At 69.1% G+C, this 19,748-nt stretch carries 18 protein-coding genes; 13 read left to right on the forward strand and 5 right to left on the reverse strand.

Annotated features, from left to right (window positions below):
* Positions 1-184: 184 nt before the first annotated feature.
* Positions 185-2,416, reverse strand: a complete 2,232-nt coding sequence (locus OHS71_RS18760; protein ID WP_328480522.1) for an alpha-L-fucosidase — start codon at positions 2,414-2,416, stop codon at positions 185-187.
* A gap of 483 nt (positions 2,417-2,899) precedes the next feature.
* On the opposite strand from OHS71_RS18760, the gene OHS71_RS18765 reads away from it, so the two are divergent.
* From OHS71_RS18765 to OHS71_RS18820, 12 genes are all read left to right on the forward strand, one after another.
* The gene (locus tag OHS71_RS18765; protein ID WP_328480523.1) at positions 2,900-3,964 is read left to right on the forward strand and encodes a sugar ABC transporter substrate-binding protein; all 1,065 of its coding nucleotides are present in this window, start codon (positions 2,900-2,902) and stop codon (positions 3,962-3,964) included.
* 47 nt (positions 3,965-4,011) lie between these two features.
* Positions 4,012-5,577 (forward strand): sugar ABC transporter ATP-binding protein, encoded by a 1,566-nt coding sequence (locus tag OHS71_RS18770; RefSeq protein ID WP_328480524.1) that lies wholly within the window; start codon positions 4,012-4,014, stop codon positions 5,575-5,577.
* Positions 5,570-6,610 carry an ABC transporter permease gene (locus OHS71_RS18775; RefSeq protein WP_328480525.1) on the forward strand — a complete coding sequence of 347 codons (1,041 nt, stop codon included), beginning with the start codon at positions 5,570-5,572 and terminating at the stop codon, positions 6,608-6,610. The genes OHS71_RS18770 and OHS71_RS18775 overlap by 8 nt, the downstream gene beginning before the upstream one ends.
* Positions 6,611-6,704: 94 nt before the next feature.
* Positions 6,705-8,030, forward strand: a complete 1,326-nt coding sequence (locus OHS71_RS18780) for an L-fuconate dehydratase (protein ID WP_328480526.1) — start codon at positions 6,705-6,707, stop codon at positions 8,028-8,030.
* Positions 8,023-8,922 (forward strand): amidohydrolase family protein, encoded by a 900-nt coding sequence (locus OHS71_RS18785; protein ID WP_328480527.1) that lies wholly within the window; start codon positions 8,023-8,025, stop codon positions 8,920-8,922. The genes OHS71_RS18780 and OHS71_RS18785 overlap by 8 nt, the downstream gene beginning before the upstream one ends.
* Positions 8,916-9,353, forward strand: coding sequence for an RbsD/FucU domain-containing protein (locus OHS71_RS18790; protein WP_328480528.1), 438 nt, complete (start codon positions 8,916-8,918; stop codon positions 9,351-9,353). Before OHS71_RS18785 ends, OHS71_RS18790 begins: the two co-directional genes overlap by 7 nt.
* On the forward strand, positions 9,350-10,393 hold the full coding sequence (locus OHS71_RS18795) for a zinc-dependent alcohol dehydrogenase (protein ID WP_328480529.1): 1,044 nt from the start codon (positions 9,350-9,352) through the stop codon (positions 10,391-10,393). Before OHS71_RS18790 ends, OHS71_RS18795 begins: the two co-directional genes overlap by 4 nt.
* Positions 10,390-11,151 carry an SDR family oxidoreductase gene (locus OHS71_RS18800; RefSeq protein WP_328480530.1) on the forward strand — a complete coding sequence of 254 codons (762 nt, stop codon included), beginning with the start codon at positions 10,390-10,392 and terminating at the stop codon, positions 11,149-11,151. The genes OHS71_RS18795 and OHS71_RS18800 overlap by 4 nt, the downstream gene beginning before the upstream one ends.
* Positions 11,148-11,780, forward strand: coding sequence for a bifunctional 4-hydroxy-2-oxoglutarate aldolase/2-dehydro-3-deoxy-phosphogluconate aldolase (locus OHS71_RS18805; protein WP_328480531.1), 633 nt, complete (start codon positions 11,148-11,150; stop codon positions 11,778-11,780). The genes OHS71_RS18800 and OHS71_RS18805 overlap by 4 nt, the downstream gene beginning before the upstream one ends.
* Positions 11,777-12,880 (forward strand): sugar kinase, encoded by a 1,104-nt coding sequence (locus OHS71_RS18810; protein ID WP_328480532.1) that lies wholly within the window; start codon positions 11,777-11,779, stop codon positions 12,878-12,880. Before OHS71_RS18805 ends, OHS71_RS18810 begins: the two co-directional genes overlap by 4 nt.
* A 61-nt stretch (positions 12,881-12,941) precedes the next feature.
* The gene (locus OHS71_RS18815; RefSeq protein WP_328480533.1) at positions 12,942-13,955 is read left to right on the forward strand and encodes an aldo/keto reductase; all 1,014 of its coding nucleotides are present in this window, start codon (positions 12,942-12,944) and stop codon (positions 13,953-13,955) included.
* The gene (locus OHS71_RS18820; protein WP_328480534.1) at positions 13,946-14,668 is read left to right on the forward strand and encodes a FadR/GntR family transcriptional regulator; all 723 of its coding nucleotides are present in this window, start codon (positions 13,946-13,948) and stop codon (positions 14,666-14,668) included. The genes OHS71_RS18815 and OHS71_RS18820 overlap by 10 nt, the downstream gene beginning before the upstream one ends.
* A 260-nt stretch (positions 14,669-14,928) precedes the next feature.
* Here OHS71_RS18820 and OHS71_RS18825 read toward each other — a convergent pair whose 3' ends face one another.
* The 4 genes from OHS71_RS18825 to OHS71_RS18840 form a co-directional block, all read right to left on the reverse strand.
* Positions 14,929-15,729 (reverse strand): serine hydrolase domain-containing protein, encoded by an 801-nt coding sequence (locus OHS71_RS18825; protein WP_328480535.1) that lies wholly within the window; start codon positions 15,727-15,729, stop codon positions 14,929-14,931.
* Positions 15,730-15,790: 61 nt separating this feature from the next.
* Positions 15,791-16,795, reverse strand: a complete 1,005-nt coding sequence (locus OHS71_RS18830; protein ID WP_328480536.1) for an HTTM domain-containing protein — start codon at positions 16,793-16,795, stop codon at positions 15,791-15,793.
* Complete coding sequence (locus tag OHS71_RS18835) at positions 16,792-17,451, reverse strand: DUF5819 family protein (protein ID WP_328480537.1); 660 nt, start codon at positions 17,449-17,451, stop codon at positions 16,792-16,794. Before OHS71_RS18835 ends, OHS71_RS18830 begins: the two co-directional genes overlap by 4 nt.
* Positions 17,448-17,777 (reverse strand): hypothetical protein, encoded by a 330-nt coding sequence (locus OHS71_RS18840; RefSeq protein WP_328480538.1) that lies wholly within the window; start codon positions 17,775-17,777, stop codon positions 17,448-17,450. The genes OHS71_RS18835 and OHS71_RS18840 overlap by 4 nt, the downstream gene beginning before the upstream one ends.
* 433 nt (positions 17,778-18,210) lie before the next feature.
* On the opposite strand from OHS71_RS18840, the gene OHS71_RS18845 reads away from it, so the two are divergent.
* Positions 18,211-19,683 (forward strand): phytoene desaturase family protein, encoded by a 1,473-nt coding sequence (locus OHS71_RS18845; RefSeq protein ID WP_328484562.1) that lies wholly within the window; start codon positions 18,211-18,213, stop codon positions 19,681-19,683.
* The last annotated feature ends 65 nt before the right edge of the window (positions 19,684-19,748 follow it).

Consider the following 19,748-nt stretch of genomic DNA (forward strand, 5'->3'; position numbering starts at 1 on the left):
GCAGCGCTGTCGCGGCCACAGCGGCGCCCGCGGCGCCCAGCAGGGTACGACGGGACAGTCTTCTCTCCGACGACATGGGTGTACTCCCGGTCGGAGGCTCTGAGGTTCGCGGGTGAGGCGGTGAGGGCGGCGGGCAGGCCCGAGAGCCCGCCCGCCGCGGCCGTTGGTCAGGGCGGAGCCGGAGTCACAGGGCGGTGAAGGTCCATTGCAGGTTGGTACTGCTGCCGTAGGTCCACTGCTTGGTGGCGGAGCCCGAAGCGACGTTGCCGCCGCCGTCGAGGACGAGGCCGGTGGTGCGGTTGGCGATCGTGTAGCTGTTGCCGCCCCGGGGGGTGATCTTCCACTGCTGGTTGGGGCCGCCGTTCCACGGCGCCTGCTGGGCCGGGGAGCCGTCAGCGGTGCTGCCCCAGCCGTCGGCGACCATGCCGTTGGTGCGGTTGACCAGTTTGTAGTAGCCGCCGCCCACGTCGACCGCCTGCCACTGGAGGTTGTTGCTGGAGTCCCAGCTCCACTGCTTGAGGTTGGATCCGGAGGCGACGTTGCCGCCGCTGTCCAGGGCGAGGCCGTCGGTGACGTTGGTGATCCGGAAGTACCTCGACGGGTTGAACTGGACCCTGAGTGAGGTGATCTGGTCGTTGTTGCCGGTGACCCTGAGGTCGGGGTTGTCGGCGGTGAAGGTCCAGGCGGTGCCGGTGAAGTTGTCGCCGGAGTAGCCGATCACCTGGTAGCCGGGGGCGGGGCGCAGGCTGGAGATGGTGCGGGTGCCCAGTCCGGCCGCGCTCAGGTCGGCCGCGGTGTAGTCGCCGACGGGCAACGGGGCGGAGCCGCCGGTGTAGTTGACGTCCGTGAAGGCGGCGGCGCCGGCGAGCGGCAGCATGGTCGGGATGGTGCCGGAGAAGGTCAGCTTCAGGACGTAGGCACCCGCGCTGTACGGCGCCGAGGACGGCAGGGTCACGGTGAGGCCGGAAGAAGTCTGCGTGGGTGTGGGCAGGTCGATGTAGGTGCCGGCGGTGGAGCCGAGCAGCTTCACCGAGGTCAGCGAGGCGAGGTTGATGCGGTCCGAGCTGAGCGTCTTGATCGTCAGTGAGCTGCCGGGCCAGCCGAGGACGGTGGCGTACAGGACGTTGCCCGCCTTGTTGCGGGTGAAGCGGATGTCCTGCGCGGTGCCTGCCGTCGGCGTGGTGAAGGCGCCGCCGCCCATCTTCGTAGGGCCTTCGCCGTACACGGTCCAGGCGCGGGTCGAGTAGACCGACTCACCGAAGCGCTTCAGGTAGTCGCCCATGCCGAGAAGGATGTCCTTCTGCGCCTGGGGGATGGTGCCGTCGGCCATCGGCGCGATGTTCAGCAGCACGTTGCCGTTCTTGCTGACCCGGTCGATGAACGAGTGCAGCATCTGCTGGCTGCTGTAGTAGCCGATGCCTTGCGTGTAGCACCAGCTGGAGCTGGAGATGCTGTCGTCGGTCAGCCAGTACGGGCTGGTGAGGTCGCCAGGCCCGCCGCGCTCGTAGTCGAAGACCTCGCCCTTGCCGTTCATGCCGTCCTTGTAGGTGGCGACGACCTCACGGCCCCAGGCGTTTGCCTGGTTGTAGTAGTAGGACAGGAAGTTCAGGCGTTGCGTCTCGTCGACCGCGTCCAGTTTGAAGTCCTGCCAGAGGATGTCCGGTTGCGCGAGGTCGACGACTTCCTTGAGCTTGTCGTACCAGAGCTGGTTCTCCGCGGCCGCACCGAGCTGGCCGTAGAGCTTCTTGAGGCTGGGGTCGGTCTGGGCGGGGGCGAACTCGTAGAAGCCGTTGTAGTGGTACGCGTGGTGCATGGCGACCAGCAGCTTGAGGCCCTTGGCCCGGATCGCCGTGGTGAACAGCTGGAGCAGGTTGAGCTTCGGGCCCTTGGCGACCGAGTTCCACTCGTTGACCTGGCTGTTCCACATGGAGAAGCCGTCGTGGTGCTCGGCGACCGGGCCGGCATACTTCGCGCCCGCGTCGACGAACAGCTGCGCCCACTCGTTGGGGTCGAAGTTCCCGCCGGCCGATTTCAGCTTCGGCGCGAACTGCACGAAGTTGCCCGCCAGGTCCTTCGCCCCGTTGATGAAGTTGTGGTACGGCCATGCCGAGGGCTGGCCGTAGGTCGCGATGTGGTGCTGGTTCACGCTGTCGCCGGCGTGATACATGGACCGCGGATACCACTCGTTGCCGAAGGCGGGAACGCTGAAGACGCCCCAGTGGAAGTAGATCCCGAACTTCGCGTCCTGGAACCACCCCGGAGCCGGCGGGTGCTGGTCGACCGAGTTCCAGTCGGGCGTGTACGTGCTCGGTGCCGCCTGGGCGACACCGGCGCCCAGGCCACCGCCCGCTATGGCTGCCGCCGCCACACAGATGGCGGCGGACAGGATCTGGCGTCTGTTGAGCGAACGCGACATGGGGACATCCCTGAGGTAGGGGCAAGGGGGACGGGGGGAGACGCGGGACGCCGACGGTTCTGGGGCGTCGGAGGTTACGCATGAAGTTCGACCATGTGACGCACTGATGTCAACGGGCGTGCAGGGATGAAAACCCGTATCGGCATTAGCTTTTGCCCATATATAAGCGCTATCAGTGCATTGTTATGGCAGCAAACATGGAATGTCTAGGGGCCCCGCGAAGGGTGCGCCACCACATGGGCAGCCCACAGGCAAGCCGTCAGTCCATCACGAGTACGCATCATTGATGGGATGGATCTAGGGCCCAGGGAGCGTCATGGCGACCCCGGCTAGATCATCCAGCGGCTGTCGCCAGCACTTTTGCCGCACCCACTAGACAACCTCGTTCCTCCCGCTCTATAAACATCCCATCTCTCGCCGGTGACACACAACCGTCGCATCGGCGTAACAACCCCGCTCCGGAACCAGCGCGAGGAAGTACCCATGAGACTCAGAACCGCACTCGGCTCCACCGCCTCCGTCGTCTGCGCACTGACGCTGCTCAGCGCCTGCAACAGCGGCTCCGGCAGCACCGCCTCGTCGAGCGGCAAGCCGCTCGTGGGCGTCGACTACCCGCGGTCCGACACCGACTTCTGGAACTCGTACATCAAGTACACGCCCCGGTCGGCCAAGGAGCTGGGGCTGGACCTGAAGACCACGAACTCCCAGAACGACATCGCCAAGCTCACCGCCAACGCGCAGACGTTCATCAGCCAGGGCGTCAAGGGCATCGCGATGGCCCCGCAGGACACCGCCGCCATCGCGCCGACGCTGGCGCAGCTGGAGGCGAAGAAGATCCCGGTCGTCACCGTCGACACCCGGCCCGACAGCGGCAAGGTGTTCATGGTGGTGCGGGCCGACAACCGCGCCTACGGCGAGAATGCCTGCCAGTACCTCGGCACCAAGCTCGGCGGCAAGGGCAAGGTCGTGATGCTGGAGGGCGGCCTCGACTCCATCAACGGCCGTGACCGCACCGAGGCGTTCAACGACTGCATGAAGAAGAACTACCCCGGCATCAAGGTGTTCGGCGAGGCCACCAACTGGGACGGCGCGGTCGCCGCACAGAAGCTCCAGACCGACCTGACCGCCAACCCGGACATCAAGGGCGTCTACATGCAGTCCAGCTTCGCCCTGGCCGGCACGCTCCAAGTCCTGAAGCAGAAGGGCCTGCTGGTCGACCCGAAGGACCAGAAGCACGTCTTCGTCGTGTCCAACGACGGCATCCCCGAGGAGCTCAAGGACATCGCCGCCGGCCACATCGACGCCACCGTCTCCCAGCCCGCGGACCTGTACGCCAAGTACGCCCTGTACTACCTCAAGGCCGCGATCGACGGAAAGACGTTCAAGCCCGGAAAGACCGACCACGACAGCACCATCATCCAGGTCCGCGACGGACTGCTCGAGGACCAGCTCTCCGCTCCCCTGGTCACCGTCGACGGCGGCACCTACGGCGGCGTGCCCAGCGTCAAGAGCGACGACACCTCCCTGTGGGGCAACAACCTCGGCTGACCTGCCCACTCCGGCATCCAACGGCTCACCACTACAAGGCGGTTGAAATGAGCGACGGGGAGCGAGCAGTCACCCCCGCGCCCGCCCCGGCGGACGACGGACGGGCCCCCGCGACCCCGCCCGTCGTCGAGGCGACGGGCATAGTCAAACGATTCGGTCCGACGGTGGCCCTGAACGGTGCCCGGATCACCATCCGGCCCGGCGAGACCCACGCACTCGTCGGCCGCAACGGAGCCGGCAAATCGACGCTGGTATCCGTCCTGACCGGCCTGCACGCCCCCGACGAGGGAACGGTCACCTTCGGCGGCGGCCCCAGCCCCCGGCCCGCCGACCGGGACGCCTGGCGACAGCGCGTGGCCTGCGTCTACCAGAAGTCGACGATCATCCCCACGCTGACCGTCGCCGAGAACCTCTTCCTGAACCGTCACCACCACGGCCCCAACCGCCTGATCAGCTGGACCGGTGTACGCCGCCGGGCCCAGGAGCTGCTGTCGACCTGGTCGGTGGACGTCGACCCGCAGTCCTCGGCCGGCGAACTCAGCGTCGAGCAACGGCAGTTCGTCGAGATCGCCCGGGCACTGTCCTTCGGGGCCCGGTTCATCATCCTCGACGAGCCCACCGCACAGCTCGACGCGGCGGCGATCAACCGCCTCTTCGACCGCATCCGCGACCTGCAACGCCAGGGCGTGACCTTCCTGTTCATCAGTCACCACCTCCAGGAGGTCTACGAGATCTGCGACATGGTGACGGTGTTCCGCGACGCCCGGCACATCGTCACCGCCCCTGTCGCGGACCTCCCCCGCACCGAGCTGGTCGCCGCCATGACCGGCGAGGCGGCCGCCGACCGGCAGCAGGCGCGCTCGAGCACCCTCGACCCCGCCGCCGCCCCCGCGCTGTCCGTGCGGGACCTGGGCAGTGCCGGCACGTACGAAGACGTCACCTTCCAGGTGGGCGCCGGCGAGATCGTCGGCCTCGCCGGTGCCGCCGCCAGCGGACGCACCGAGGTCGCCGAGACCGTCGTAGGGCTGTGGGCGGCCACCAGCGGCGAGGTGGAGATCGCCGGGCGGCGGCCCCGGCCGGGCAGCGTGCCCGCCGCGCTCGCCGCCGGCGCCGGGTTCGTCCCGCAGGACCGGCACCACCAGGGCTTCGTGCCCGACATGTCGATCGCCGACAACGCAACCCTCTCCGTGCCCCACCGGCTCGGCAGGAACGGCCTCCTCAGCCATCACCGACGCGACCGGCTCGCCGACAACATGATCGAGAAGCTGGCGATCAAGACGCCGGGCCCCGATCTGCCCGTCTCCTCCCTCTCCGGAGGCAACCAGCAGAAGGTCGTCATGGCCCGCGCCCTGGCCGACGACCCGCGGCTGCTGGTCCTGATCAACCCGACCGCGGGCGTGGACGTGCGCTCCAAGGAATTCCTCCTCGGCAAGGTCGAGGAGACCGCCAGGACCGGCACCGGCGTGCTCATCGCCTCCGACGAACTCGACGACCTGCGCATGTGCGACCGGATCCTGGTGATGTTCCAGGGCCGGGTCACGACAGAGACAGCCCGCGGCTGGCACGACCACGACCTCGTGGCCGCGATGGAAGGAGTGGACCTCAATGCCTGAAACCGTTCTCGCGGACACAGCCGCCAAGGCCGCGGAACCGAGGCAGAGGCGCACCGCGCTGCTCGGCGGCCGGATCCCCCTGGCCCGGCTGCGCGACCTCGCCCTCGTCCCCGCGATCGTCGTCATCGCGATCGTCGGCCAGATCGTCAACCCGGTCTTCCTGCAAACGGACAACCTCATCAACGTCCTGCAAACCATGTCCGAGATGGCCCTGCTGGTCCTCGCCCAGACGATGATCCTGATCGTCAAGAAGATGGACCTGTCGCTGGAGTCCACCATGGGCCTCGCGCCCGGTGTCGCCGCCTGGCTGGTCGTCCCGGCCGGCGCCGGACACGGACTCGGCCTGCTCTCCGGCGCCTGGGCCATCCCCGTCACCCTGGCCGTGGGCGCGTTGGTCGGCGTGATCAACTCGCTGCTGATCATCCGATTCGGCCTCAACGGCTTCATCGTCACCCTCGGCATGCTGATCGTGCTGCGCGGCATCCTCACCGGCATCTCCGGCGGCCAGACGTTCTTCCAGCTGCCGCAGTCGATGCTCTACCCCGGCACCGCGCAGTGGTTCGGGATGCCCGCCTCCATCTGGATCTGCCTGGCCCTGTTCGCCGTCGCGATCGTGGTGCTCGGCTGGACCAGCTTCGGCCGCTCGCTGTACGCCATCGGCGGCAACGTCGACGCGGCGAAGGCGGCCGGCATCCGCACCGACCGGGTGCTGTGGATCGTCATCGTCACCGGCAGCGTGCTCGCCGCACTCGCCGGACTGCTGCTCTCCGGACGCCTGGCCTCGGTCGCCTCCGCGCAGGGCAACGGCTACATCTTCACCGTGTTCGCGGCCGCCGTCATCGGCGGGATCAGCCTCAACGGCGGCAAGGGCACCATGTTCGGCGCGTTCTGCGGCATCCTGCTGCTCTTCATGATCCAGAACGTGCTCACGCTCGGCGGCGTTCCCGCCCAGTGGATCGGCGCCCTCAACGGCCTGATCATCCTGGTCGCCCTCGCCATCTCCCGGATCACCGGCGGCAAGGTCCAGGACTGACGCGGGCGGCCGTCGCCGGCCGCCCGTCCCGCGCCGCGTTCACCGCTCGTCGCAAGGGGCCCGATTCCCCCTTGCTCTCACAGGAGTTGCCGCCATGTCCTCCACTCTGCCCGCATCCGCCCGCATCACCGCCCTGGACGTCCTGGACGTGCGGTTCCCCACCTCCGAACACCTCGACGGCTCGGACGCCATGAACCCGGAGCCCGACTACTCCGCCGCCTACGTCGTCCTGCGCACCGACGCCGGCGACGGACTGGAGGGTCACGCCCTCGCCTTCACCACCGGCCGCGGCAACGATGTCCAGGCCGCCGCCATCGCGGCCCTCGCCCCGCACGTGGTGGGCCTGTCCGTCGAGGAGGTGTGCGCCGACCTCGGGGCGTTCTCCCGCTCCCTCGTGCACGACCCCCAACTGCGCTGGCTGGGTCCGGAGAAGGGCGCCATCCACATGGCCACCGGCGCGGTCGTCAACGCCGCCTGGGACCTGGCCGCCAAGCGCGCGGGCAAGCCCGTGTGGCGCTTCCTCGGCGAGATGTCGCCCGAGGACCTGGTCGCGCAGGTCGACTTCCGCTGGCTCAGCGACGCCCTCACCCCCCAGGAGGCGCTGGAGATCCTGCGCTGTGCCGAGCCCGGCCGCCAGGAGCGCGTCGCCCGTCTGCTGGAGCGCGGCTACCCCGCCTACACCACCACCCCCGGCTGGCTCGGCTACTCCGACGAGAAGCTGGCCCGGCTGGCCCGCGAGGCCGTCGCCGACGGCTTCACCCAGATCAAGCTGAAGGTCGGCGCGGACCTGGAGGACGACGTACGGCGCATGCGCACCGCCCGGGAGACGGTCGGCCCGGACATCCGCATCGCCGTCGACGCCAACCAGAGATGGGACGTCCAGCCCGCCATCGACTGGATGCGCGCCCTCGCTCCCTACGACCCGTACTGGATCGAGGAGCCCACCTCCCCCGACGACATCCTCGGCCACGCCGCCGTCCGCAAGGCCGTCAGCCCGATCAAGGTCGCCACCGGTGAGCACATCGCCAACAGGGTCGTCTTCAAGCAGCTCTTGCAGGCCGGCGCGGTGGACATCGTGCAGATCGACTCCGCCCGGGTCGGCGGCGTCAACGAGAACATCGCGATCCTGCTGCTCGCCGCGAAGTTCGGCGTGCCGGTCTGCCCGCACGCCGGAGGGGTTGGCCTGTGCGAGATGGTGCAGCACCTGTCGATGTTCGACTACGTCGCCGTCTCCGGCACCACCGAGGACCGCGTCATCGAGTACGTCGACCACCTGCACGAGCACTTCGTCGACCCGGTCCGCATCACCGACGGCCACTACCTCGCGCCGGCCCTGCCTGGGCTGAGCGCGCAGATGCACCCCGAGTCCCTCAAGGAGTACACCTACCCCGACGGCCCCGTGTGGACGGCCCGTGTCTGACGCCCAGGTCCTCGTCGACGCCCACCACCACGTGTGGGACCTGGACATCCGGCCGCAGTCCTGGCTCGGCGAGCCCGGACACGAGGCCCTGCGCCGCAGCTTCGGCACCGACGACCTGCGTACGGCCGCGACCAGGCCGATCGCGGGCCGACGGCCGGAGTGCACGGTGCTCGTCCAGTGCGTGGCGTCGGTCGACGAGACGCGCGAGTTCCTCGCCCTCGCCGACGACGACCCGCTCGTCGGCGCGGTCGTCGGCTGGGCGGACCTCACCTCCCCGGCGATCGGCGACGTACTCGACGCACTGCGCGCCGGGCCCGGCGGTACCTGTTTGCGGGCCGTACGTCACCTCGTCCAGGGCGAGTCCGATGCGGCCTGGCTGCAACAGCCCTCGGTGGAACGGGGACTGCGGGCGGTGGCCGAACGGGGTCTCGGGTACGACCTGCTGATCCGCGACCACCAGTTCCCCCAGGCGATCCGCCTGGCCGAACGCCTCCCCGGCCTTCCCCTGGTCCTCGACCACGCCGGCAAACCGCCCATCGCCCGACGCGACCTGGGCGACTGGGAGCGGGGCGTGCGGCGGCTGGCCGCGCACCCCCACGTGCGGTGCAAGGTGTCGGGCCTGGTCACCGAGGCAGACCACGAGAAGTGGACCGTCGACGACATCCGGCCGGTGTGGGAGGTCCTGCTGGCGGCTTTCGGCCCGGATCGGCTGATGTTCGGCTCGGACTGGCCGGTCTGCGTCCTCGCCGGCGGCTGGAACCGCTGGGCCGCCACCGTCGAGGAACTCCTGGCCGGCTGCTCCGCCGCCGAGACCGGGGCGGTCCTCGCCGGAACCGCCACCACGTTCTACGGCCTCGACCCCGCTCGAAGCAAGGAGCGCACCGCATGCTGATGACCGAACTCCTGCACCCGGGCATCCTCGAAGCCCTGGCGGGCGCAGGACACGGCGCCCGGGTCCTGCTCGCCGACGGCCACTATCCGGCGAGCACCGCCACCGGCCCGCGCGCCAGAACCGTCCACCTCAACCTGGCACCGGGACTGCTGGACGCCACCACCGTGCTCGACGTCCTGCTGCGGGCTCTGCCCGTCGAGTCGGCGCACGTGATGGTGCCGCCCGAGGGCGAGCCGGAGCCGCCCGCCATCGCCGAGTACCGCTCGATGCTGGCGCCCGTCCCCGTCGAGACGCTCGGCCGCTTCGCGTTCTACGACGCCGCCCGCTCGCCCGACCTGGCCCTCGTCGTCGTCACCGCCGACATCCGCACCTACGCCAACCTGCTCCTCACGATCGGCGTCCGCGCTGAAGGGACCCTGAGAACACGATGACACTCGCCGTCCGCTACCTCGCCGCCCGCACCCTGGACACCGCGCCCGCCGAGAACCCGCCCCCCGGCCCCGGCCAGGTCGAGATCGCCCCCGCCTACGTCGGTATCTGCGGTACCGATCTGCACATCTTCCACGGCGACATGGACGCCCGGGTCGCCGCGCCCGCCGTCCTCGGCCACGAGATGTCGGGCCGGATCGTGCGGGTGGGTGCGGGCGTGGAGGACTGGTCGCCCGGTGACGCGGTCACCGTGATGCCGCTGCGCTGGGACGACACCTGCCCGGCCTGCCGGGCGGGACACCAGCACATCTGCCAGCACCTCGACTTCATCGGCATCGACTCCCCCGGCGCGATGCAGCAGCGCTGGACCGTGCCCGCTTCGACTCTCGTACGGCTGCCCGGCTCCCTCCCCCTTGACCACGCGGCCCTCGTGGAGCCCACCGCGGTCGCGGTGCACGACGTGGGCCGGGCCCAGGTCCGCGCGGGCGAGAAGGCCGTCGTGGTCGGCGGCGGTCCGGTCGGCATCCTCATCGCCCTGGTCGCCCGCGCCGCAGGAGCCGAGGTCAGGGTCGTCGAGCTGAGCTCTCACCGGCGGCGGCTCGCCGAGAAGTTGGGGCTGACGACCTGGGATCCGGCCGCCGACGACCTGCCCGAGCTGGTCCGGCAGTGGACCGGCGACGCCGGTGCGGACGTGGCCTTCGAAGTCTCCGGCGCGCAAGGCGGAGTGGACACGGCGGTCGACGTGCTGGGTGTGCGCGGGCGGCTGTGCCTCGTGGCCATCCACCCCCGGCCCCGCGAGGTGAACCTGCACCGCTTCTTCTGGCGCGAACTCACCCTCGTGGGCGCCCGGTTGTACGACCGCACCGACTTCGAGCGGGCGGTGACCCTGGTGGCCGACGGCACCGTTCCGGCCGAGCAGCTGATCAGCAAGGTCGTCCCCATGGCACAGGCGCCCGACGCGTTCGAGGCCCTGGAGGGCGGCGGCGACGTGATGAAGATCCTCGTGGACTGCACCGACGACTCCCAGGGAGCCGAACAGTGAACGCCTTCGACCTGACCGGCAGGCTCGCCGTCGTCACCGGGGCCCGGCGCGGCATCGGCCGTGCCATCGCCCGCGCCCTCGCCGAGGCCGGCGCCGACGTCATCGGCGTCAGCGCCCAGCTGGAGGAGACCGGCAGCGACGTGGAGAAGGACGTCCTGGCCGCGGGCCGCACCTTCGAGGCGATCCGCACCGACTTCGCCGACCCCGAAGCGGTCCGCGCCCTGGGCACCGACCTGGCCGGACGGGAACGCCCGGTGGACATCCTGGTCAACAACGCGGGCACCATCCGCCGCGCCCCGGCCGCCGAACACACGGACGAGGACTGGGAGTTGGTGCTCCAGGTCAACCTCAACGCCCAGTTCGCCCTGTCCCGCGCGGTGGGCGCGTCGATGGTGGCCCGCGGCCACGGAAAGATCGTCTTCACGGCATCGCTGCTCAGCTTCCAGGGCGGCATCACCGTCCCCGGCTACACCGCCGCCAAGCACGGCATCGCCGGACTGACCAAGGCCCTGGCCAACGAGTGGGCACCGCACGGCGTCAACGTCAACGCCATCGCCCCCGGCTACATCGCCACCGACAACACCCAGGCCCTCCAGGACGACCCCGTACGCAGCAAGGCCATCCTGGACCGCATCCCGGCCGCCCGCTGGGGCAGCGCCGACGACCTCGCGGGCGCCACCGTCTTCCTCGCCTCGGACGCCGCCGCCTACGTCCACGGCGTCGTCCTGCCCGTCGACGGCGGATGGCTCGGCCGATGAGTGCCACCGACCTGGCCGCCGTGCTGGACGGCGCCCGTTTGATGCCGGTGCTGACCGTGCCCTCCGCCGCGACCGCCGGCCCGCTGGCCGACGCGCTCGCGGCGGGCGGCGCCCGGTGCGCCGAGGTCACCTTCCGCACCCCCGACGCCGAGCAGGTGCTCAAGACCATGGCCGCCCACGGAGGGCTGACCGTCGGCGCCGGTACGGTCCTCACGCCCGAGCAGGTGGAGCGTGCCGTGGCGGCCGGGGCCCGTTTCGTCGTCTCGCCCGGCTTCGACGAGGAGGTCGTCGTCAGGTGCCGTGAACTGGGGGTGCCCGTGGTGCCCGGCGTCGCCTCCGCGACCGAGCTGATGCGTGCCCTGCGGGCCGGCCTCGACACCGTCAAGCTCTTCCCCGCCGAACCGCTCGGCGGCATCCCGATGCTGCGCGCCCTCGCGGCCCCCTTCCCCCAGGCACGCTTCGTGCCGACGGGCGGCATCGACGCTCCGCGCCTGCCCGCCTACCTCGCCGTCCCGGCGGTCCTCGCCGTCGGCGGCAGCTGGATGGCCACCCCCGCCCATCTGGAGCGGGGAGCGTACGCGGAGATCCGCCGGCTGACCGCCGAGGCCGTGCACGGGAGCGCGACGTGAGCGACGTGGTGGCCCTCGGCGAGGTGATGCTCCGCTTCGACCCGGGCGAGGGCAGGATCCGCACCGCCCGCACCTTCCAGGTCTGGGAAGGCGGCGGTGAGTACAACGTCGTCCGCGGACTGCGGCGCTGCTTCGGCCTGCGTACGGCCGTCGTGACCGCCCTGGCCGACAACCAGGTGGGGCGGCTGGTCGAGGACCTGATCCTCCAGGGCGGCGTCGACACCTCCCTCATCCGCTGGGTGCCCGACGACGGCATCGGCCGCACCGCCCGCAACGGCCTCAACTTCGTCGAGCGCGGCTACGGCATCCGGGGCGCGGTGGGCGTCAGCGACCGTGCGAACACCGCCGTCTCGCAGCTGCGCAAGGGGGACGTCGACTGGGACGCGGTCTTCGCCCCAGGCTCGACGGGGCCGCGCTGGTTCCACACCGGCGGCGTCTTCGCCGGTCTGTCGGACACCACCGTGGACGTCGCGGACGAGGCCATGGCGGCCGCTCGACGGCACGGTGCGAGGGTCTCCTACGACCCCAACTACCGCCCCAGTCTCTGGGCCGGCAGGGGCGGTGCCGACGCTGCCCGCGAGGTCGACCTGCGGCTCGCGCGCCACGCCGACGTCGTGGTGGGCGCCCTGGGGCTGGCAGGGCCGTACCCAGGGGCGGTACGCATCGAGGCGGACGAGGTGCAGGACGCCCTCGCCGAAGTGGCCGGCCTCCTGCCCCAGGCCGAGGTGCTCGCGACGACCCTGCGGGACGTGCCCTCCGCCGGGATCAACGACTGGTCCTCCGCCGCCTGGTCAGCCCGTACCGGGTTCGTCCGCGGCCCGGAGCTGTCCGGCTTGCACGTCCTGGACCGCATCGGCTCGGGTGACGGCTTCGCGGCCGGCCTGATCTACGGGCTCCTCGCCGCCTGCGGCGAAGAGGACGGACCGGAGGGCGGTGCCAGGCCCGTGGCGAACCTCGGCGCCGCCGGGCTGAGCCGTGCCCTGGCCTACGGGACCGTCCACGGCGCCCTCACCATGACCACCCCTGGCGACGTGTCCATGGCCTCGCTCGCCGAGGTCGAGTCGCTCATGGCAGGCGGCTCGGCCGCCGTCAGACGGTGACAGGCCCACGGGCGGTCACACCGTCCCCGCTTCTCGAGGAGACCAGTTGACACATCGGAACATGGGGCGCCGGAACATCGGGAGCACCCCCGTCGAGGTCACCGAGCTCGGCTTCGGCGCCTCCGTCATCGGCAACCTCTACAGAGTCACCCCGGCAGACGATGCGCAGGCCGCAATCGAGGCTGCCTGGGAGGCGGGCATCCGGTACTTCGACACGGCACCGCACTACGGCCTCGGCCTCTCCGAACGGCGCCTGGGCGCCGCCCTGCGAAGCCGGCCGCGCGACGCGTACGTCATCTCCTCCAAGGTGGGCAGACTGCTCGTGCCCAACGAGGAACCGCGCGGCGTCGACACCGAGGGCTTCGCCGTACGCGACGACCTGCGCCGCCAGTGGGACTTCAGCCGCGACGGCGTGCTCCGCTCCATCGAGGACACGCTGAAACGCACAGGACTGGACCGCCTCGACATCGTCTACCTGCACGATCCCGACGAGCACTGGCGGCAGGCGGCCGGGGAGGCCATGCCCGCCCTGGCGGAGCTGCGCGACCAGAAAGTGATCGGCGCGATCGGCGCCGGCATGAACCAGTCCGCCATGCTCGCCCGCTTCCTGCGCGAGACCGCCGCGGACGTGGTCATGCTCGCCGGCCGCTACACCCTCCTCGACCAGTCCGCACTGGACGACGTCCTGCCCACCGCCGAGGAACTCGGCAAGAGCGTGGTGGCCGTCGGCGTGTTCAACTCTGGCCTGCTCTCCCGCGACCGGCCCGCCGAGGGCATGAAGTACGATTATCATGACGCCCCGCAGGCTCTCGTCGCCCGCGCCCGGGCCATCGCCAAGGTCTGCGCGGCGCACGGAACGACGTTGCCCGCCGCCGCCATCGCGTTCCCGCACACCCACCCCAGCACCGTCAACGTCACCCTCGGTATGCGCACTGCGGAACACGTCGCAAGGAACGCGGAACTCAACCGTCAGCGCATCCCCGAAGGTCTCTGGGATGATCTCCGCGTGCAAGGACTCATCAGGTCGGACGTGCCCGCAGCGAACGGGCCCGGAAGGAGTGCGCGGTGTCCCTGACGGACAAGGCCATAGCGCAGATCCGGGAGCTGATCCGCAGCGGAGCGCTACCGCCGGGCTCGAAGCTCCCGCCGGAGCCGGAGCTGGCCGCCCAGCTCGGCCTCTCCCGCAACCTCGCCCGGGAGGCCGTGAAGTCGTTGGCCGTCGCCCGGGTCCTGGAGGTCCGGCGCGGCGACGGCACCTACGTGACCAGCCTCCAGCCGAGCCTGCTCCTGGAGGGGCTCGGCGGCGCGGTGGAACTCCTCCAGGGCGACTCGACCGCTCTACAGGATCTCATGGAGGTACGGCGGCTCCTGGAACCGGTCGCCACCGCGCTGGCCGCCACCCGGATCTCCGACGAGCAGCTGGCCGAGGTCGAGCGGCACCTGCAAGCCATGCGTGAAGCTCGTGACGACGTCAAGCGGCTCAACGCTCACGACGCCGCGTTCCACCACGCCGTCATCTCGGCCACGGGCAACGAGTCTCTGCTCACGCTCCTGGAGAGCATCTCCGGCCGTACTCTGCGCGCCCGCATCTGGCGCGGCCTGGTCGACACCCAGGCTTCGGGCCGCACCCTCGCCGAGCACGAGGCGATCTTCCGGGCCCTGTCCGTCCGCGACGCCTCCCTCAGTCAGGCCGCCGCGCTGGTGCACGTCAGCAACACCGAGCTGTGGCTGCGAGAGCACCTGCGTTCGGGAGAAACCCTCCCGTGGGGCATGACTGCCGAGGAGTGACGGGCGACGGCCGCCGGGCGGCCCGCGCTCAGCGTCGTCGCCGCATCCGGGCAAAGCTACGCATTACGAGGACTGCCGCGATCGGGGTGGGTGGTGCCGACTCGTGCCGCGCGGTGCTGTTTCCACAGATCAGCGCCGCGCGGCACGTTGCCGCATCCGGCCCGGGATGGCTTGTGCCGCGCCATCCGCTCACGCATCGCTCACGCAGACTGACCCGCGCACCACAGCCGTTCGGTTGCTGCACCGTGGAAGCCGCTGCTTCATCCGCTTTCCTGGGCAAATGCGCGAAGTTCGCCTACTCCCGCTGCATCCGTGTCCTTGATGGATCCGGAGAGGCGGTGAACGACCACCCAGCGGCCGTCGGGCAACGCTCCAGCGAAGACCCTGGATTTTCGGGTGGCACCGTTGTGGTAGGTCAGCGGCAAATCCCCGACCCGGCGCCAGGTGAGCGCTGGCTCACCGAGGGTCTTGTCGACGAGCAGTCCGGTGAGCAGGCGGGCGGCTGTACGCGTGCTGGCCCACATGCCACCCGCGGGCAGGATGGCTCCGGTCAAGTCCCATGGCTTCACGGGGCGGCCGAACCAGCTCGACGCCAGCAGACGCTGGTCCGTGGGTGGTCTGGCGGTCACCGCCCCCGCGGGCAAGCCGAGAGGCACGAGCACGTGATCGCCGACCAGTTCCTCGTAGTCCTGGCCGGCAGCCGACATGAGTACAGCGCCAAGCACGGCGTACCCGAAGTTGGAATACTCCTCGCGCTCGCCCGGGCTTGCGGTGACCAAGCTGTCGAGACGACCCACGAACTGTTCGAGCTGAGTCTGCGTGAAGTCCCTGTACGGGTTGAACAGGCCCGTGTCAGGAGGCAGCCGCGGAAGGCCGGAGGTGTGGTCGGCGAGGTGTCGAAGGGTGACACCGGTACCTGCTGGCGCGCTCAGCCACCGTTCGACCGGGTCATCGAGGGAAACAACGCGCTTCTCGGCAAGCACGGCAAGCACGGTTCCGGTCAGGACCTTGGTGAACGAGCCCAGCTCGACGTACGCGTCGGGATCATGCCCGCCGGTCACACGAGGAGCATCGAGGTGACTGCCGATGACGCAGGTGGGAGGGCGTCGCACGGAGAGCCTTTCAGTCGGCGGAAGCGGCCGCTACCGGTTCGCGGTTATGTGCCGCACTGCTTCCAGTCCCGTCCGCCGCTGCTTTCTTCTTGCGGCGTGCGCTCAGCTTTCGCGCTGCGTGCAGTGCGCGGGACAGTTCCGGCGACAGGAAGACGAGGTCACACGCGATCATCGTCAATGCGAATCCGGTGAGCCCCATGAAGAAGCCGATGGAGATGTGGAAACCGATGGATGCGGCGGCCGCCCATGGGCGCAGGGCCCGCACCAGGACTCCCACGGGAAAGTAGACGAGAAAGATGACAGTTGCGTAGGTGCCGAGGTACACCAACAGGTCGTTGTTGTACACGAACTCCGAAATGCCGGGGAGTTCGAATTCTGGTACCCGCATGATGTAGAAGAGCGCGGTTCCGTCCTGCCACGCTTGCCCCTGCACTTTGTAAAGCCCGCTGACCATGTAGACCAGGCACATCTGCACCGCGATCGCGGTGACGCCCAGGTTGTGCAGTGGGACACCGGCAGCTCGAAGGGCCTTGGGTATTCGCTGTATCACCCGTTGCCCCAGAGGAGAGCGCAAGGAGAAATGATCATAGCAGCGCGTGAGAAGCAGCATCGGGACGACGAGCTGCATGAGGTTGTCGCCGCCGTCCATCAGCGCCGACTGCCGCTGGTAGAGCGACCACAGAAATATGGCGTGCACCGCCAGGACGGGACGGCCCCCGATACCCAGCGTGACAGCCAAAGCAGCGATCAGTCCAAGGTGGAACAACACTTCGAACGCGACCGGCGAGTTGCTCCACGCGTAGACACTAAAACTTCCCGAGTCCTTCAACTCGTCGAGGAAGAGGTGGTAGGGCAGCAGTGTGTCGTTTCCGGGGCCGAAGAGGTAGCGCCGGTCCCCGTACTGGCTGACATAGAACATGAGGCCGACGAACCCCAGTAATGCACGGGTTCCCGACACACCCAGGACCGCGACAGGACGGCTGGCCCAGGTGTCGATCTTGTCTAATAGTTTCACTGCAGATCAGCAGCTTTCTTCCATGGAAAGTCGTAGGCGTCGACCTTGTCGCGTGCGTGGGGGTTGTCCCTCTGTGACCAAGGCGGGAGAGACCGGACGTACATCCGGACCTGCACCGCTTGGAGACTACGACCGTCCGTGCACGCCTGAGCCATCTGAGTCATCGCATACCTTGAGAGGTAGTTCACCGCTTGATTGCGTGTGCGCTTCTCGTACGGCAGCAGCGGAATGGGATTCTTTCCCGAATTCTTCGCCTTCCCCTTTTCTTTCTGCTCGCGGAGGCGTCTCAGGAGATCGTCGGTCGAGTTGTACTGTTGGATGCCGTTGCTGACCACCCGGGACATTCGCGAGGGAAAGAACCTGTCGTTCTGGACCCTCTGGATGGATGGGCCCGTCACGTCGTAGTACTTCGTGACCTCACCGTCGCTGCAGCGGCCCCGCGCGATGATCCCCTGGTCGACCATCACCGGATCCGGGGCGAAAAGCATCCAGTTCTGCGAGAAGTACGGCTGGAGATAGGCGTTCAGGAGTGGCGCCAATTGCACCTTGGCAGGACTCAGCGGCGTCTGGGAGAAGGCCGCAATGGAGAAGTGGGCACCCAGGAGGGCGGCACCGGCAAGCAGTACCGCCCTCTGGACGCGACGAGTCGCCGTCACCTATCGAACGCGGTCGCGCCGGAGACCTCGCCGGAGATGTTGGCCGGCGCGCTGAACACACCGCCGAGGCTCAGGTTGTCCGTCAGCGCTCCCACGGCGTGGGCCACGGAAGGCGCGGCGGCCCTGGCGTGCACGGCCGCCCGGGCGGCCGCCCGGCCGACCGCGCTTGCGGCAGCCTTGGGCGCAACGGCCTCACCCTTGCTGACGGCCGCCTTATCGGCCACCGGCGCCACAGGCGTGGCCTGGGCCGAGCCCTGCATGGTCAGTGCAAGGCACGTACCCGCGACAGCGGCACCGACGACGGCACCGACAGTTCGCTTCTGCATTGTTCCCCATTTCGTTATCGGTCATTGCCCACAGCCCCCACGGTTCCCGGATCCCGTCGGCGCCTCTGGATGAGAGCGCCACTTATCACCGGGGATGTCCCCCGCGTCCAGGGCTGGAGTCAGCTGCATAGCAACCGTTCGGAGCAAACAAAGCCCAACATCTAGAAAGTCAGAGCCTTTGGTCGCGTTCGCTCCTGACAGCCAACTTAGCGTGCCCATGATCGCGAAACAAGTGATATTTATGAGGTCTCTGTGATTCACCAACCGACAGTTTCCGGGCGACCAAGACAAAACGAACGAAGGTGTTCGACACCGCATCTTGCTGAGCTGTGGCGTTTCATGTTTGCTTATGTCGCCTATTGGGCGAGCCGTCGGGGCCCCGCGTCGGTCGACCCTGGAGGCGGCACTTGCCAACGAAAGGGAACAGCCGGTGATGAAGGCGGACGTCGCGATCGTGGGGACGGGTCCGAACGGGCTGGCGGCTGCAGTCGTCATGGCCCGCGCCGGATTGCAAGTGGAACTCTTCGAAGGCCACCACGAGATCGGCGGGGGTCTGCGCAGCACGTCACTGTTCGACGCTGACATCACGCACGACGTATGCGCGGCCGTTCACCCCATGGCAGCCGCGTCGCGGTTCTTCCGGGAGTTCGATCTGGCCTCGCGTGGAGTGCGCTTATGTCTGCCCGAGATCAGCTACGCCCACCCACTACCCGACGGCGCGGCTGCCCTGGCTTACCGCGACCTGGAGACAACCTGTGCTCAGCTGGGGGCAGACGGCGAACCCTGGCGGCGCTTGATGACTCCACTGTTGGAGCGCAGCCGCGACGTGGTCGACCTCGCCCTTTCCCCCCACCGCGCCATTCCGCAGGACCTGCTCGTGGCAGTCAGGTTCGCTACGCGGACTCTCACGCTCGGCACTCAGTTGGGAAGGCGCACTCTGACAACCGAAGCCGGCAAGGCCCTGCTGACCGGTGTCGCCGCCCACGCCGTGGGACGACTGCCAAGTCTTGCCTCGGGCGCGATCGCACTCCTGCTGGGGCACCTTGCCCACGGTAGCGGCTGGCCCCTTCCAGAAGGCGGCAGCACCCGCATCGCCGAGGTCTTGGCCGCAGATATCGCGGCGCACGGCGGCACGTTCCACACCGGATGCAAGATCGATGATCTGAGGCAACTACAGGGAACGAAGGTGGTGCTGTTCGACACCGCCCCGAAAGGTCTTCTGCAAGCCGCCGGCGAGTTGCTCCCTGCCCGTTACGCTCGCCACCTCTCCCGCTTCCGCCACGGCCCGGGAGCCGCCAAGGTGGACTTCCTCGTCAACGCTCCCATCCCTTGGAAGGATCCTGACGTAGGTCTGGCAGGCACCGTACACCTCGGTGGGACGCAGGCGCAGATACGTCACCAAGAACGCCTCACCGCCGCAGGTGCCGCCGTACCAGAGCCCTTCGTCCTGGTCGTCGACCCTGCCGTGGCCGACCCCACTCGGGCTCGAGCCGGAAAGCGGCCGGTGTGGGCCTACGCCCACGTACCGAACGGGAGCTCCCAGGACCCCGTGCCCATGGTGCAGGCACGTATCGAGCACTACGCGCCCGGCTTCGGAGACACCGTCATTGCCAGCCGCGGTATCAGCGCCCGCGACTACGAGACCTACAACCCCAACTACATCGGCGGGGACATCAACGGCGGTGCTGTGACCCTGAAGCAGAGCGTGCTCGGCCCAGCCCTCCGTGTGGATCCGTACCGCACGCCGCTCCGCGGCGTGTACCTGTGCTCCGCATCCACACCGCCAGGACCTGGCGTGCACGGAATGTCCGGTTACCTGGCCGCCCGTTCCGCGCTGAGGCACGAATTCGGCATTCACACAACACCAAGCCTCGCCCCTAACCAGATCGCCCGCACCGGTCCATGAGGTGGCGGGCACGACAGGCCGCCGAGGTCCCTCGTGCACAGCCTGCGCGTCCTGGGTACGTCGCC

It is taken from the genome of Streptomyces sp. NBC_00377 (assembly GCF_036075115.1).
GTDB lineage: Bacteria > Actinomycetota > Actinomycetes > Streptomycetales > Streptomycetaceae > Streptomyces.